Raw genomic sequence first — 14,766 nt, forward strand, 5'->3', positions numbered from 1 at the left:
CTAGAAGAAGGTCCGCACGTACTCGCGCACCGCCCCGTCGGCGCTGACCACCGGGATCAGCGGCCACTTCTCGAAGATGGTGCAGGGGTGCGACATCCCGAGCGCCACCCAGTCGCCGACCTGCACGTCCTCGGCGGAGTCGGTCTCCAGCCAGGCGTGCTGGTCCGACAGCTTCACCACCCGCACCCCGGTGGCGGCCCGCTCCTCGCCCGTGGACGCGTCCCGTACGAGCTCGGCCTCGGGCAGCCCGAGGTCGTAGGCGATGTCGCGCTTGCCGGCGTTGACGAAGGCCTGGGTGGGGGAGGGGCGGGAGACGACCTGCGTCCAGAGCCGGAAGGCGGGGCGCAGCCCGCCCTCCTCCGGGACCCGGTTGAAGGGGGTGAGGCGGGTGTACCAGCCGTGGTCGTGGGAGACGTACGCGCCGGAGCGCAGCAGCTTGAGCACGGGCCGGGACAGCTCGGGGAGTTCCCCGAAGACGTCGGCTACGGCGTCGAACCAGGCGGAGCCGCCGGCGCTGACGACGATCTCCTCGACGGTGTCCCCGAAGCGCCCGGCCTTGTCGAACTCCACGGCGAGCCCGGTGAGCCGGCGCAGCCAGGCGTGCACCTTCTCCGGGTCGGCGTCGGGCACCTCGGCCTCGTACCCGGCGATGCCGACGAGGCGCAGGGTGGCCGTGGCGGCGACGGCGTCGGCGACGGCCCGGCAGTCCTCGTCGCTGCGGGCCCCGGTGCGGGCCCCCTCGCCGGCGCCGAGCTCGACCACGACGTCCACCCGGGCGCCCTGCCCCTGGAGGGCCCGGTCCATGAGCTGGACCCCGCGCACGGAGTCGACGTAGCAGACGAACCGGAAGCCGGGGTCGGCCGCGAGCTCGGCGGCGACCCAGCGCAGGGCGGCGGGGTCGACGAGCTCGTTGGCGAGGAAGATCCGCTGGATCCCGAAGGCCCGGTAGACGCGGGCCTGGTGGGGCACGGCGGCGGTGATGCCCCAGGCTCCGTGGTCGAGCTGGCGCTCGAACAGCTGGGGGGCCATGCAGGTCTTGCCGTGCGGGGCGAAGGCCAGGTGGTGGCGGGCTGCGTACGCGCCGAGGACGGTGAGGTTGTGGGCGAGGGCGTCGGCGTCCAGGGTCAGCACGGGGGTGGTGAACCCGCCGGAGTACAGGTCCCTGGCCTGCGCGGCCAGCTCACCGACGGTCAGGCCGGCGGCCTCGGCGTCCGGGGGAAGGCCCTTGAAACGGTGGTCGACGGGTTCGGCGGCGAGGCGTCGGACGGCGTCGCTGGGCATGGGGCCTCCTGATGGTGCGGGTGGTGCCTGTGGTGTAACACCGGTGACGACGGGGGGTCAACGCCGCCGGTTCCGTCCGGGGCCCACCCCTGCCGCGGCGGCCACCCGGCCCGACGGGGGCCAGGCCCTAGCGAACCGCTCGAACGCCGGTCACCGGCACGTCGTGGCGCTGACACCATCAAGGTGGCAGCACACCCCATCGACCCCAGCAGAGGACTCCGTGAGCGAGAAGACCGCCGTCACCCCCGACTCCCACCCCGCCGCCCCCGCGAAGTTCTCGCACGGCGTGCGCAAGGGCAACATCCTCCAGGTCGCCGGCCAGGTCGGCTACCTTCCCGCCGTCGCCGGGCAGGCGCCCGCCGTCGCCGGGCCGACCCTGCGCGAGCAGACCCTCCAGACGCTGGAGAACGTCCGTTCCGTGCTGGAGGCGGGCGGCGCGAGCTGGGACGACGCCATGATGATCCGCGTCTACCTGACCGACACCGCCCACTTCGCCGAGATGAACGAGATCTACAACGCGTACTTCGACGAGCAGGCGGTCAAGGTGCCCGCCGCCCGCACCACGGTGTACGTCGGCCTGCCCGCCGGCCTGCTGATCGAGATCGACGCCCTCGCGGTGCTCGGCTGACCCGGAGCACGAGGGAGGGGCGCCCCCCTGGCGGTGGGGCGCCCCGGGCCGGCCGGCCGCGCCGCGCCTACGCGCAGTACTGGGCTTCCTTGCCGATCGACCGGTACATGCAGTCCGCGTTCTCCAGCAGCTGGAGCACCGCGTCCTTGTTGCGGGCCGTCTCACGGTCGATGACCTCGTCGGGCGGGTAGAAGCCGCCGCCCCCGCCGGTGTCGGACGGGTACATCTCGAAGGTGTAGGCGAAGATCTTCTGGGTGCCCCACAGCCAGTCGTCGATCGTGCCGTCGGTGATGTACAGGTCGCTGGACTGCTCCGGCGTGTAGCCGTTGCTGGCGGCCATGCTCGTACCGATCTTCTTGTACACCGCGAGGTCGTCCGCGGTCAGGCCCGGCGCGGTGTCGTTGTACGTCCACCCGAAGGGCCACAGCACGAGCTCGCTGTAGGTGTGGAAGTCGATCGCGGCCTTGATCTGCTGCTTGCCGCCGACGATCCGGCTGCGCACGAAGTCGGAGACCACCTTGACCTCGGGCGCCGAGGCGGCCGAGGGCCCGCGGTAGGTCTCGGAGCTCTTGCTGCTGCTGGAGCCGCCGCAGCAGCCCCACTTGTAGTCCCAGTTGCGGTTGAGGTCGGTGCCCACGGCCGTGGAGCCGGAGTTGGGCTGGCGGTTCTTGCGCCAGGAGCGGTAGGAGCCGGTGGCGATGTCGTACTCGCCGCCGTCCGGGTTGAGGTCCGGGACGATCCAGATCTCGCGGTTGTTGACCATGTTGGTGATGCGGGAGTCGCTGCCGTACTTGGAGCCGAACTCCTGGAGCAGGTACAGCGCCATTTCGACGGTCAGGTGCTCGCGCGCGTGCTGGTGGGCGGTGAAGAGCACCTCGGGCTCGTTCTCGTCCGTGCCGACGTTGTCGCTGATCTTGATCGCGACGATGTCCCGGCCCTGGTACGACTTCCCGATGACCTGCTTGCTCATGATCCCGGGGTACTGGGCGATCCGCTGGTCGATCTCCGCGCTCGCCTCGGCGTAGTTGTGGTACTTGGAGTCCGCCGACGGGAAGTCCATCGGACGGTTCGCGACCCCCCGCTCGGAGCGGTCGGGCGGGCCGGCCAGGGCGTTGAGCCGGTAGCCGCGGGTGCGCAGGGCCTTGGCCTGCGCCGGGGTCGCGCTGACCACGACCGAGCGGGCGTCGACCTCGTCGATGGAGACCCCGCTGCTCAGCAGGGCCGTGCGTTCGGCGGCCGTGGACGGGCCCTGGACCTCGTACTGGACGATCGCCTCGTCCTCGGTCGCCGTCGAGGGGGTGGGCGGCGGTGCTGCCGTCGCGCTCATTCCGTAGGCGGGAGCGCCGAGCGCGAGCGCCAGCAGGGCGGCCGTGACGGCGGCCCTCCGGCGGGTGTGGAGCCGCATGCGTTCTCCTGGGTGGAGTGTGGGGGTAGCCGTGCGGACGCGCACAGCGTGCTCTTGTGGCATGTCCCGGTCAATAGCCCCGGGCGTACCCGGCGCTGCGCACCGGACCGAATCGGCCACCCCCACACACCTACCGCCTACGGCAGCCCGTGGACCTTCGGACCCACCGCGTTGGACCAGGTACTACCCGCCTTGGCGTCCCAGTTCGTCGACCAGGTCATCGCCCCGCGCAGCCCCGGGTAGGTCTTCGACGGCTTGAAGGACCCGCAGTTCGTGCCCCGCGCCAGGCAGTCCAGGGCGTTGTTCACGACCGTCGGCGAGACGTAGCCGCTGCCCGCGCCGCTGGGGGAGGCCGGGACGCCGATGCCCACCTGGGAGGGGTCGAGCCCGCCCTCCAGCTGGATGCAGGCCAGCGCCGTCAGGAAGTCCACCGAGCCCTGGGAGTAGACCTTGCCGTCGCAGCCGTTCATCGCGCCGCTGTTGTAGTACTGCATGTTCACGACGGTGAGGATGTCCTTCACGGCGAGGGCGGTCTTGAAGTACCCGCCCTGCGTGGACTGCATGTCGATGGTCTGCGGGGCCATCGTCAGGACCAGCGAGGGGCCCGCCTTCGCGGCCAGGGAGCGCAGCGCCTGGGTCATGTAGGTCGGGTTGAGGCCGTTCTCCAGGTCGATGTCGATCCCGCTGAACCCGTACTCCTGCATCAGCGCCCAGGCCGAGTTCGCCAGGTTCGCCGCGGAGGCGGAGTCGTTGACCGAGATCGTGCCCTTCTCACCGCCGATGGACAGGATCACGGACTTGCCGGCCGCCTTCTTCGCGGCGATGTCGGCCTTGAACTGCGCGACCGTGTAGCCGCCGAGGCCGGCCGAGTCCAGGTTGAAGGCGATCGCGCCGGGCGTGGTCGTGGCGTCGGCGAAGGAGACGGCGATGATGTCGTACTGGGCGGAGACGTCGGAGAGCTTCTGGACGGTCGCCCCGTTGTCGAAGTTCTGCCAGTAGCCCGTCAGGGCGTGCCGGGGCACGGACGGGTTGGGGTTGGGGTTGGGGTTGCCCCCGCCGCCGGTGGTGGTGCCGGTGACCGGCGGGGACTTGGGCCCCTCGCCGGCCGCGTTGTACGCGCTCACCTGGAAGGAGTACGAGGTGGCGGCGGCGAGCCCGGTGATCTGCGTGGAGGCGGCGGTGACCGTCTGGACGCGGGCACCGTCCTGATAGACGTAATAGCCGCTCGCCCCGCTGACCGCGTTCCACGAAAGGGTGAGCGAGCTGTCGCCCTGGCCGGAAACCGTGGCCGCCGAGGGGTCGCCGGGGACGCTCGGGCCGGGGTCGGTGCCGCCGCCCCCGTCGGGACCGAAGACGCTGAACTCGTCCACGACGTAGGCCGGCTGGCCGTACCAGCCGTGCGTCCAGACGGTCACCCGGGTGGTGTTCGGTCCGGTGGTGAAGGTGGTCGACAGCTTCTGCCAGCCGCCGCCCGATCCGGGGGTCCAGGTGGAGACGTCCTGGGTGCCGGTGCCGGTCGCGCCCAGATAGACGTACGAGCCCTGCACCTGGGCACCGAGGGTGTACGTGGAATTCGGCTTGACCGTGACGGTCTGGCTGCACTGGGCGTTGTCCTGGCCCGCCGGGGTGGCGCGCAGGGCGCCCGAGCCGGCGTAGACGGGCGAGGGGACGGCGGCGCCGGAGCCGCCGGAGCAGGTCCAGTCGGAGAGGCCCGACTCGAAGCCTCCGTTGCGGGCGACGTTGATGTCGGCGGCCTGGGCCGGTCCCGCCGCGAGGGCGGTGAGGGCGCCGGCGGCGAGGGTGGCGGCGATGGGCAGGGCGAGGGAGCGTATGCGGTTCACGTGGGCTCCGTGGGGGGAGTGAAGGGGGTGGAGCGGAAGGGAGTTCGAAGGGTCCCGAGGGAGGGGGAGTGGGGTTCCCCGCGGCCAAGGGCTGGCGCAGCCAAGTTGGTCCAGACCAATCCCGGTGTCAAGAGTGTTTGCGAAGTGGCTTGAAATGAACGGGCTGCGGATCCCTGTTGTCCGGGTTTTTCGTCACCTGTGACATGTGCTTCTGGCACGGGAATCCCCAAGCCCCTGACCGGCCAGGGGAGACGCGGATATGGTGCTGGAGCAAGGGGGAAGGCGCGCCGGCGTTTGCGGTCGCGCAGTACCGCGCATACGCCCCGGCGTGCGCGCGCGTACGTGACGGCCCGGGGAACGGCCGCCGCGTACAGGGTGAACGGGGGGATTCGCGTGCCGACCGCCATCGCTGTCACCAGTGCCGATCTGGTGCTGCCGGCCCCCGACCGGCACACCCCGGGAGCCGCCGTCCTGCGCCCTCCCGGCGAGGCCGACCTGGAGGGCGCGCTCGCCGAGACCACCGCCCTGCTGGAGCGCCACGGCCACCTCGTGGCCCTCGTGCCGCCCTGGCTGCCCCCGGCCACCGTCCGCCGGCTGCACACCGTACGGGCCATCCTGGAGACCGACCGGATCGCGCTCCTCGACATCGACCTCCCGCCCCTGGGCACGGCCGTGCTGGCCCGTCAGCTGCGCCAGCTCACCGTCAGCGACTTCAGCCCCGGAGTGCTCGCCTCCGCCGCCCGGCTGCTGTCCCACTACATCTACGCGGGCGCGGTGCTGGGCAGCGTCGCCAAACTCGACCGGATCCCCGTCGGGCTCAAGGCCCACGCCCGCTCCTGGTCGCCGAGCGCCCAGTTCGCCGTACTCGCCCACCCCCAGCCGCACCTGGCCAGGATCGGCGCCGCCGCGGCCCCCGCCCACGGCGGCGTCCTGCCCCCGGCCCCGCCTTCGCCACCCACCTCACCTTCGCGCGCGGCCAGCTCGCCTCCGACTGGGTCACCGCCGAACTGGCCCCCGCCTGGAAGGTGCAGGGGGTCATGGAGAACCCGCTCCCGGCCGACTCCGCGCGCTGGTGGGCCACCCCCAAGCTGGTCGAGTTCGCCGCCGCCATCCCGGACGTCTCCGTCCTCTACCAGCTCGTCGCCTCGGTCCGCCGCGAGCAGTGCCGCTGGTGCGGCTTCGAGCTCATCGGCGACCGCTGCGGCTTCTGCGCCGCCCCGATCGCCGCCCCACCGCCCGAGGACGGCGCCGCCCCCCGGGCCCGCGCCGCAACCGGCTCCTGACCGCCCGAACGAACGAAGAACGGCGAGGTAAGACGGCTCATGAACTCACGCCAGCGCCGCGGCGTCATCCTGCTGCTCCTGTCGGCCGTGTGCGCCCTCGCGGCGTTCGCCGGGGTGCTCGTGGTGATCGGCGACGTCAACTCGAAGGTCGGCGCCGAGGTCGTCGCGTACCGCGTCAAGGGCGACATCGCCCCCTACAGCGCCCTGAGCGCCGGGCAGTTCGAGGAGGTCAAGGTCCCCAAGCGGTGGCTGTCGGACACCGCCGTCAGCGACCTCGCCGCCCTCCGGGGCAAGATCGCGCTCACCACCCTGAAGAAGGGCTCCCTGCTCCAGAGCGACATGTTCGTCGACCAACCAAAGCTCCAGCCCGGGGAGCAGGAGATCGCCATCATGATCGACGCGGCCACCGGGGTGGCCGGCAAGATCACCTCCGGTGCCAAGGTCAACATCATCGCCACCTTCAAGGGCGCCAAGGACTCCGACCCCGCCCGCTCCGTGATCATCGTCGCCAACGCCCGCGTCCTGGGCGTCGGCAAGCTCACCGCCCTCGACAAGGACAGCGACAAGAAGGGCCCCGCCGAGGCCGTCCCGATCACCTTTGCCCTGGGCACCAAGGACACCCAGCGGGTCGCCTACGCGGAGTCCTTCGCGGAGCACGTCCGCCTGGCCCTCGTCGCCCCCGGCACCGACTCCGCCCCCAGCCCGACCGACCGCACGTACACCCTCGACGGGGACAAGTGAGGCGCGGATGACCACTCGAATCCTCCCCGCGGCCGGCGACGCCGACGCCGCCCGCTCCATCGTCGCCCTGCTCAGCCAGCTCCCGGACGCCGAGCCCGCCCCGCCCGTCCCCGACTCGACCGCCCTCCTCGACACCCTGGGCCGGCTCGCCGCCGAGTCCGTCGACGAGCTCCCCGAGGTGGTCCTCGTCCACGAGCGGATCGGGCCCGTCCCCGCGCTGGAACTCGTGCGCGAAGTCGCCCTGCGCTTCCCGGCGGTGGGCGTCGTCCTGCTCTCCTCGGACGCCGGGCCCCAGGTGTTCTCCGCCGCCATGGACTCCGGCGCGCGGGGCCTCGTCGGCCTGCCCCTGCACTACGAAGAGCTCGCCGCCCGGGTCGGCGCGGCCGCCCAGTGGTCGGCCGGCGTACGCCGCCACCTGGGCCGGGGCGCGGAGGTCTTCTCCGGGCCGGGCGGCCGGGTGGTCACCGTCACCGGGGCCAAGGGCGGCGTCGGCACCACCTTCACCGCCGTCCAGTTCGCCCTCGCCGCGGCGGCCTCCGGGCGCCGCACGGCCCTGGTGGACCTCGACCTCCAGGCCGGGGACGTCGGCTCCTACCTCGACGTCCAGTTCCGCCGCTCCATCGCCGACCTCGCCGGCATCCAGGACATCTCGCCCCGCGTCCTGCAGGACGCCGTCTACGAGGACCGCACCGGCCTGGCGCTGCTGCTGGCCCCGGCGGAGGGGGAGCGCGGCGAGGAGCTGGACGAACGCGCCACCCGGCAGGTCCTCAGCGCCCTGCGCGCCCGCTACGAGCTGGTCGTGGTCGACTGCGGCACCCAGGTGACCGGCGCCAACGCCACCGCCGTCGAGCAGGCGGACGTGGCTGTACTGGTCACCACCCCGGACGTGGTCGCCGTGCGGGCGGCCAAGCGGATGGTCCGGATGTGGGAGCGGCTGCAGGTGCGCAAGGCCGAGGACACCGCGATGGTGGTCAACCGCTGGAGCAAGCACACCGAGATCCAGCCCTCGCTGATCGAGAAGATCACCAAGACCCGCCCCACCCGCACCCCCGTCCCCGCCGCCTTCAAGGAGCTCCAGGGGGTGGTGGACGCGGGCCGGGTGCAGGACCTGGACAACCGCTCCACGGTGAAGCAGGCCCTGTGGGCGCTGGCCGGGGAGTTGGGCCTGCTGTCGGACCCGCGGTCGGGGGCGGCGGTTCCCGCGCAGGCCGCCGCCGGCGCGGCCCTGGCGGTCCGCGCGGCCGGGCCGGTGGCGCGGCTGCGGCGCGGCCGGGAGGGCTGACGGATGCGCCGGTGGCCGGGGGAGCGGGAGCGGGACCGGGGGCAGGTGGCCCTGGAGTTCGTGGGCATGGTCCCGCTGATCCTGCTGCTCGTGGCGGCGGTGTGGGAGTGCGTCCTGATCGGGTACGCCTTCTCGCTGGCCGGGAACGCGGCCGACGAGGGGGCGCGGGCGGGCGCGGTGCACGGGGACGGCGCCTGCCGGGCGGCTGCCGCCGAGCACATCGGGGGCGCGTGGGGGATGGAGGCGGAGTGCGGTGAGTCCGGCGGCCTCTACAAGGCGACGGTCAAACTCAACGTCCCGGTCCTCTACCCCGGCCTGGACATCGGCGTCCCCATCACCGGCGAGGCCGGTGCGGCCGTGGAGAAGGAGGACTGAGATGCCCCGCCGCCCCCACCAGCGACCGGGCCGCCCCGCCCGGCCCGGCGGCCCGCCCGCCCGGCCCGCCGGCACGCCCGCCCGGCCCGCCGCCCCGCCCGCCCAGCCTGGCGGCACGCCCGTGCCCCGCGCGGGCGGGCCCGCGTGGCCGCCGCCCCGCCGCGGCCCGATCCTGCGCGACGACCGGGGCCAGGTGGCCCTGGAGTACATCGGCTTCATCCCGATCCTGCTGTTCGTCGCGCTGTGCGGGATCCAGCTGGGCTGGATCGCGTACGTCCACGAACAGGCCGACACCGCCGCCCGTACGGCGGCCCGCGTGGAGGCCCGCAAGGGCTCGGGCGGGGAAGCGGCGGGCGCGGCGGCCGTCCGCGGGGGCCTCGCCCCCGTCGTGACGGTCAGCAAGGACGCCGACGCGGTCACCGCCACCGTGACCATCAAGATCAACAGCATCGTGCCCGGACTGAAGATCGACGAAGCCAAGGCCACCGCCGTCATGCCCAACGACGCCCCGTCCGGACCGAGCGGAGCCCGCCCATGAGCCTGCGTTCCCGGGTCAGCACCCCCGACGACCGCCACAGCCCCCGCGAGGACGGCCGGCTCGTCTCCTCCTACCGCGCCAAGCTGCTGGAGGAGATCGACCTCGCCGAGATGTCCGCCCTCGCCCCCGCCGAGCGCCGGGCCCGCCTGGAGCGCGTCCTCGGCCACATCATCAGCCGCGAGGGCCCCGTCCTCTCCACCGCCGAACGCGCCCAGCTGATCCGCCGCGTCGTGGACGAGGCCCTGGGCCTCGGCGTGCTCGAACCGCTCCTGGAGGACGCGTCCATCTCCGAGATCATGGTCAACGGCCCCGACCAGATCTTCGTGGAGCGCTCCGGCCGGGTCGAGCAGCTGCCGATCCGCTTCGCCTCGCACGAGCAGCTGATGCAGACCATCGAGCGCATCGTCTCCACCGTCAACCGCCGCGTGGACGAGGCCAACCCGATGGTCGACGCCCGCCTGCCCAGCGGTGAGCGCGTCAACGTCATCATCCCGCCGCTGTCCCTCACCGGCGCGACCCTCACCATCCGCCGCTTCCCGCGCGCCTTCACCCTCCAGGAGATGATCGCCCTCGGCTCCCTGGACGAGCAGATGCTCCTCCTGCTGTCCGGGATGGTCCAGGCACGGATGAACCTGATCGTCTCCGGCGCCACCGGCACCGGGAAGACCACCCTCCTCAACGCCCTCTCCGGCCTGATCCCCGAGGGCGAGCGCGTCATCACCATCGAGGACTCCGCCGAACTCCAGCTCCAGCAGGCCCACGTCATCCGCCTCGAATCCCGCCCCGCGAACGTCGAGGGCAAGGGCCAGATCACCATCCGCGACCTCGTGCGCAACTCCCTGCGCATGCGCCCCGACCGCATCATCGTCGGCGAGGTCCGCGGCGGCGAGACCCTCGACATGCTCCAGGCCATGTCCACCGGCCACGACGGCTCCCTCGCCACCGTCCACGCCAACAGCTCCCAGGACGCCCTGATGCGCCTGCAGACCCTCGCCTCCATGTCGGAGGTCGAGATCCCCTTCGAAGCGCTCCAGGACCAGATCAACAGCGCCGTCAACGTCATCGTCCAGCTCACCCGTTTCGGGGACGGCTCGCGCCGCGTCACCGAGATCTCCGTCCTCGAATCCCACGGCCGCGAACCGTTCCGGATCACCACGGTCTGCCGGTACGTCGCCCAGCCCATGGCCGCCGACGGGCGCGTGCACGGCTACTTCGCCTACGCCCCCCTCCCGCGCCGGATCGCGGAGCGCCTCTACATGAACAACCAGCCGATCCCCCAGGCCTTCGGAGTGGCCCCGCCCGAGGACCACTTCGACCCGCTGACCTCCCGGACCCTCCTGTGACCAACCTCGTCCTCCTCACCCTCGGCGCCACCCTGCTGGCCGGACTGTTCGTGTCCCTCGGGGTGCACGCGTATTCAGCCGGCCTCGCCCAGCGCGCCGCCCTCGTCGAACGCCTCGCCGCCGAAGGCGCCCCGGAGCCCGCTGGCCGCCGGCGCCGCTTCCCGGGCGTCGACCGGCGGCTGCGCCGCACGAAGCTCGGCCGGCGCATCGAGGTGAAGCTGGCGACCACCGGCCTCGACCTCACCCCGGGCGAGTTCTTCGCGTACATGCTGATGGCGGTCGCCGGCGTCTGGCTGGTCTCCGCCGCCCTCCTGGCGCCCTTCTTCGGCCCCGTCGCCGGCCTGATCGGCCTGTGGGCGGCGAACGCCTTCCTCAACTGGCAGCGGGCCCGCCGCACCGAGCGGTTCATCAACCAGCTGCCGGAGCTCGCCCGGATCCTCGCGAACGCCACCCAGGCCGGGCTCGCCCTGCGCACGGCCATCGGGATCGCGGCCGAGGAGCTGGAGGCCCCGGCGGGGGAGGAGCTGTCCCGGGTCGCGGACCGGCTCGCGGTCGGTCACTCCATCGAGGAGGCGCTGGGGGAGATCGTGGAGCGGCTGCCCTCCCGGGAACTGGTCGTCCTCGTCTCCACCCTGGTCCTCTCGGCACGGGCGGGCGGCGCCATCGTCGGGAGCCTGCGCAACCTGGTGGTGACCCTGGAGCAGCGCAAGGAGACGCGCCGGGAGATCCGTACGCAGCTCTCCCAGGTGACGGTCACCGCCTACCTCGTCCCGGCGATCGGCCTGGGCTCACTCCTCCTGGTCGACATGATGATGCCGGGCGCGCTGGACCGCATGACCGGCGCCCTGATCGGGCAGACCGCCGTCCTGATCGCCCTCGGCCTGTTCACGCTCGGCTTCGTCCTCATCCGCCGCCTGTCGAAGATCGACGTCTGACGGGAGGACGACGCCACCATGACCCCCTACCTGCCCCTCCTCCTGGCCGCCGTGACGGGCCTCGCGGTCTTCGGCATCCTCCACGGCATCCGCCTCTACCGCGCCGACGTGGAACTCCCCACCGACCTCGCCCTCGCCCTGGAGGTCGGCTCCTCCCGCACGACGGCCGTCGGCTCGGTGGTCGACCGCCTCGGCATCCGCTGGGCACCCCTCGTCCTGCGCCTGATGGGCCCCACGCGGGTGGCGCGCAAACGCGCCCAGATCGACCGGGCCGGCAATCCGGCCGGCCTGACCATCGACCGGTACGCGGCCCGGCGCGCGGTCTACGGCTTCCTCGGCGGCCTCGGCGCCTTCGCCATGCTCCTCAACGGCCAGCTGGTCGTCGCCCTCCTGATGGTCGCGTTCGGACTGTTCTGGATCGAGGCGGGCCTGTGGTCGGCGATCCGGGTCCGCCGCGACGACATCGAGCGCACCCTCCCCGACTTCCTCGACGTCCTCGCGGTCGTCGTCAGCGCCGGACTCGGCTTCCGGCAGGCGCTGGAACGGGTGGCGGCCAAGTACGAGGGCCCCTGGGCGGACGAGGTCCGCATCACCCTCCAGCAGATGGACATGGGCGTCAGCCGCCGCCAGGCCTTCGACGAACTGCGCCGCCGCAACGACAGCGAGCAGGTCGCCCAGTTCGTCACCGCCCTCCAGCAGGGCGAGGAACTCGGCTCCCCGATCGTGGACACCCTCATCGCCATCGCCGAGGACATGCGCCGCACGGACGCCCAGAACGCCCGCCGCCGGGCCGCCCGCGCCGTCCCCAAGGCCACCTTCGCGGTCACCATGTTCATGCTCCCGGGGACCCTGATCCTCCTGGTCTGCGGGTTCGTCTACGGAGCGAACGTCGACTTCGGCGCCCTGCTGGGCGGTGGCTGACATGGCGCTGCCCCTGACCACCCTCCCCGCCGCCGGCTCCCCGCTGCGCCTGCGCGCGAACGCCCTGCAGTCCTTGTGCCGCCAGGTCTTCGCCCTGCGCCTGGTGATGATCCCCCTGGGCGCCCCCCTGGCCCTGTCGCACACCGCCCCCGGCGGTCCGGCGTACCTGGTGTCCGGGGCGGTGGTGTTCACCTTCATGCTCTCGTACGCCCTCTTCCGCGACTGGGAGCGCTGCGGTCCCCTGCTCCTGCGCCACCGCTGGCTGCTCGCGGCCGACATGGCCCTGGGCACCCTCCTCCTCATCACCGCCGGCCCCGCCTCCCCGCTGGGCCTGGTGGCCCTCGGCACCCCGCTGCTGGCCGGCCTGGTCTACGGCTGGCGGGGCTCGGCCGTGTACGCGGCGGTGCAGACGGCGGTGGTGGCGGCGCTCGGCGGGGGGCTGGTCCTGTCCCTCCTGTGCGTCCTGTCGGGCGCGGCGGGCTCCTCCGTCCGCGACTTCCTGGTCCGGCTCACCGAAGCCCGGGCGCAGCTGGCGGTGGCGGAGGCGATCCGCGGCGAACGCGACCGGCTGGCCCGGGAGATGCACGACTCGGTGTCCAAGACCCTGCACGGCCTGGCCCTGACGGCCGACGCCCTGACCCGCACCGAGGACCCGGCGGCCATCCGCGTCCAGTCCGCCCTCCTGGCGGTGGCGGCCCGCCGCGCGGTGACGGAGTCCCGCGCCCTCCTCACGGACCTCCGCGAGCCCCTCCCGCCCGTCCCCCTCCTCCCGGCCCTCCACCGCCTGGCCGGCCCCGGCACGACGGTCCACGCCCCGGCCCCCCTCCCCGCGCTCCCCGCCCCCGTGGCCCGCCACCTCCTGTCCATCGCCTCGGAAGCCCTGGAGAACGCCCGCCGCCACGCGCGAGCCACCCGGGTCACCGTCACGGCGACGACCACCCCCACCCACCTCACCCTCACCGTGACCGACGACGGCCGCGGCCTCCCCGCCGGGGGCACGCCCCCCGCCGCCCCGGGCCACTACGGGCTCCTCGGCATGCGGGAACGCGCGGCGGCGATCGGCGCCGACCTCCGCCTGGGCCCCCGCCCGGACGGGAGCAGGGGGACCCGGATCCACCTGACCCTCCCGCTGGAAGGGAGCCCCTGATGCCCGGCCTCCGCGTCCTGATCGCCGACGACAACCCGGTCGTACGGGCCGGCCTGGCCGCGCTGCTGGCGGCGGCGGACGGCATCGAGGTGGCCGCCGAGGCCGCCGACGGCCGCGAGGCCCTGAGCCTGACCCGCCGCCACGCCCCCGACCTGATCCTCCTCGACGTCCGCATGCCGGGCGTGGACGGCATCTCGGCCCTGCCGCACCTGGTGCGGCTGGCGCCGGTGCTGATGCTCACGTACAGCCGGGAGCCGGAAATCGTCCGGGAATCGCTCCTGCTGGGCGCGGGCGGCTACCTGGTCCACGGCGAGTTCACGCCGGAGGACCTGGTGAGAGCGGTCCACGACGTCCGCGAGGGCCGCCCCCACTTCACGCCAACGGCGGCGGACACCCTCCTCGCGAGCCTCCGCACCTCTTCGCAACCGCAACGAACTGTGGCACAGTCTCCAGAGAGGCTGCACAACTCCGTTCTCTTCGGCTTGAGTTCGAGGGAGGTGGAGATCATGGACTTGATCGCGTCCGGGATGAGCAACCAGCAGATCGCGGCGGCGTGCTTCATCAGCGAGAAGACGGTGAAGAACCACATCAACCGCATCTTCGCCAAGCTCCAGAGCACGAGCCGCAGCGAAGCGATAGCCCACTGGCTGGGAACCGCCCGCCCGGGGGTGAGTGGACGTGGGTAGACGCGGTGCGCAGTGGGTCCGTAATTGGGCCCCGGGACCCTTGGTGACGACCGCTCACTCCCCGTACGGTCCGCAAATCGACAGCGGCACCGGTACGGGAGGGAACCCCCATGTCACACAACTCGCTGCTGAAGGCGTCGGTCGAGGCGAAGCTCCGCCTGACCGGCTGGACGGACACAGCGGTGTCCCGCATCCGCAAGCGCTACTCGAACCTCGACCGGGGGCAGACCGCGTTCGAGTACCTGGGCATCATCCTGGTGGTCGTGGTGATCATCGGCGCGATCGTCGGCTCCGGCATCGGTACGGCCATTACGAACAAGATCGCCAAGGCCGTCGAGGACATCAAAGCCGGCGGCTGAT

The 14,766-nt window shown here is 72.7% G+C and carries 14 protein-coding genes and 1 pseudogene; 12 read left to right on the plus strand and 3 right to left on the minus strand.

Features of this window, described 5'->3' with window-relative positions; genetic code table 11:
- Nucleotides 1-1,281 (minus strand): alanine racemase, encoded by a 1,281-nt coding sequence (locus B4U46_RS22535; RefSeq protein ID WP_079429513.1) that lies wholly within the window; start codon nt 1,279-1,281, stop codon nt 1-3.
- Nucleotides 1,282-1,501: 220 nt separating this feature from the next.
- Here B4U46_RS22535 and B4U46_RS22540 point away from each other — a divergent pair, with 220 nt between their 5' ends.
- Entirely contained in the window at nt 1,502-1,909 is a 408-nt protein-coding gene (locus B4U46_RS22540) for a RidA family protein (protein ID WP_079429514.1), read from the plus strand.
- 67 nt (nt 1,910-1,976) lie between these two features.
- Here the strand turns inward: B4U46_RS22540 and B4U46_RS22545 are convergent, their stop codons facing one another.
- Nucleotides 1,977-3,314: a M14 family metallopeptidase gene (locus B4U46_RS22545; protein ID WP_079429515.1), complete on the minus strand. Its 1,338-nt coding sequence runs from the start codon at nt 3,312-3,314 to the stop codon at nt 1,977-1,979.
- 137 nt (nt 3,315-3,451) lie between these two features.
- Complete coding sequence (locus B4U46_RS22550) at nt 3,452-5,155, minus strand: chitinase (RefSeq protein WP_079429516.1); 1,704 nt, start codon at nt 5,153-5,155, stop codon at nt 3,452-3,454.
- Nucleotides 5,156-5,548: 393 nt separating this feature from the next.
- Here B4U46_RS22550 and B4U46_RS22555 point away from each other — a divergent pair.
- The 11 genes and pseudogenes from B4U46_RS22555 to B4U46_RS22605 all read left to right on the plus strand — a co-directional run bounded on the left by B4U46_RS22555 (nt 5,549) and on the right by B4U46_RS22605 (nt 14,765).
- A pseudogene (locus B4U46_RS22555) lies at nt 5,549-6,438 on the plus strand (hypothetical protein).
- A 39-nt stretch (nt 6,439-6,477) separates the two neighbouring features.
- Nucleotides 6,478-7,179 (plus strand): Flp pilus assembly protein CpaB, encoded by a 702-nt coding sequence (gene cpaB / locus B4U46_RS22560; RefSeq protein ID WP_079429517.1) that lies wholly within the window; start codon nt 6,478-6,480, stop codon nt 7,177-7,179.
- Nucleotides 7,180-7,186: 7 nt separating this feature from the next.
- Nucleotides 7,187-8,461, plus strand: coding sequence for an AAA family ATPase (locus B4U46_RS22565; RefSeq protein ID WP_079429518.1), 1,275 nt, complete (start codon nt 7,187-7,189; stop codon nt 8,459-8,461).
- A gap of 3 nt (nt 8,462-8,464) precedes the next feature.
- Nucleotides 8,465-8,836 (plus strand): TadE/TadG family type IV pilus assembly protein, encoded by a 372-nt coding sequence (locus B4U46_RS22570; RefSeq protein WP_079429519.1) that lies wholly within the window; start codon nt 8,465-8,467, stop codon nt 8,834-8,836.
- 1 nt (nt 8,837) lies between these two features.
- Complete coding sequence (locus tag B4U46_RS22575) at nt 8,838-9,374, plus strand: TadE/TadG family type IV pilus assembly protein (protein WP_079429520.1); 537 nt, start codon at nt 8,838-8,840, stop codon at nt 9,372-9,374.
- Nucleotides 9,371-10,717 carry a CpaF family protein gene (locus B4U46_RS22580; protein WP_079429521.1) on the plus strand — a complete coding sequence of 449 codons (1,347 nt, stop codon included), beginning with the start codon at nt 9,371-9,373 and terminating at the stop codon, nt 10,715-10,717. The genes B4U46_RS22575 and B4U46_RS22580 overlap by 4 nt, the downstream gene beginning before the upstream one ends.
- A complete protein-coding gene (locus tag B4U46_RS22585; RefSeq protein WP_079429522.1) occupies nt 10,714-11,652 on the plus strand; it encodes a type II secretion system F family protein in 939 nt (312 codons plus the stop codon). Before B4U46_RS22580 ends, B4U46_RS22585 begins: the two co-directional genes overlap by 4 nt.
- Nucleotides 11,653-11,682: 30 nt before the next feature.
- The gene (locus B4U46_RS22590) at nt 11,683-12,573 is read left to right on the plus strand and encodes a DUF5936 domain-containing protein (protein ID WP_079431920.1); all 891 of its coding nucleotides are present in this window, start codon (nt 11,683-11,685) and stop codon (nt 12,571-12,573) included.
- Nucleotide 12,574: 1 nt separating this feature from the next.
- Nucleotides 12,575-13,720: a sensor histidine kinase gene (locus B4U46_RS22595; RefSeq protein ID WP_079429523.1), complete on the plus strand. Its 1,146-nt coding sequence runs from the start codon at nt 12,575-12,577 to the stop codon at nt 13,718-13,720.
- Entirely contained in the window at nt 13,720-14,406 is a 687-nt protein-coding gene (locus B4U46_RS22600; RefSeq protein ID WP_079429524.1) for a response regulator, read from the plus strand. The genes B4U46_RS22595 and B4U46_RS22600 overlap by 1 nt, the downstream gene beginning before the upstream one ends.
- Nucleotides 14,407-14,516: 110 nt before the next feature.
- Nucleotides 14,517-14,765 (plus strand): hypothetical protein, encoded by a 249-nt coding sequence (locus B4U46_RS22605; protein WP_079429525.1) that lies wholly within the window; start codon nt 14,517-14,519, stop codon nt 14,763-14,765.
- Nucleotide 14,766 lies beyond the last annotated feature (1 nt).

This window comes from Streptomyces katrae, from assembly GCF_002028425.1.
GTDB classification, from domain to species: domain Bacteria; phylum Actinomycetota; class Actinomycetes; order Streptomycetales; family Streptomycetaceae; genus Streptomyces; species Streptomyces katrae_A.

Coding starts and splice junctions, on each gene's coding strand:
- B4U46_RS22545 (WP_079429515.1), bottom strand. CDS start 3,314: ATGCGGCTCCACACCCGCCGGAGGGCCGCCGTCACGGCCGCCCTGCTG.
- B4U46_RS22580 (WP_079429521.1), top strand. CDS start 9,371: ATGAGCCTGCGTTCCCGGGTCAGCACCCCCGACGACCGCCACAGCCCC.
- B4U46_RS22570 (WP_079429519.1), top strand. CDS start 8,465: ATGCGCCGGTGGCCGGGGGAGCGGGAGCGGGACCGGGGGCAGGTGGCC.
- B4U46_RS22575 (WP_079429520.1), top strand. CDS start 8,838: ATGCCCCGCCGCCCCCACCAGCGACCGGGCCGCCCCGCCCGGCCCGGC.
- B4U46_RS22535 (WP_079429513.1), bottom strand. CDS start 1,281: ATGCCCAGCGACGCCGTCCGACGCCTCGCCGCCGAACCCGTCGACCAC.
- B4U46_RS22605 (WP_079429525.1), top strand. CDS start 14,517: ATGTCACACAACTCGCTGCTGAAGGCGTCGGTCGAGGCGAAGCTCCGC.
- B4U46_RS22565 (WP_079429518.1), top strand. CDS start 7,187: ATGACCACTCGAATCCTCCCCGCGGCCGGCGACGCCGACGCCGCCCGC.
- B4U46_RS22600 (WP_079429524.1), top strand. CDS start 13,720: ATGCCCGGCCTCCGCGTCCTGATCGCCGACGACAACCCGGTCGTACGG.
- cpaB (WP_079429517.1), top strand. CDS start 6,478: ATGAACTCACGCCAGCGCCGCGGCGTCATCCTGCTGCTCCTGTCGGCC.
- B4U46_RS22595 (WP_079429523.1), top strand. CDS start 12,575: ATGGCGCTGCCCCTGACCACCCTCCCCGCCGCCGGCTCCCCGCTGCGC.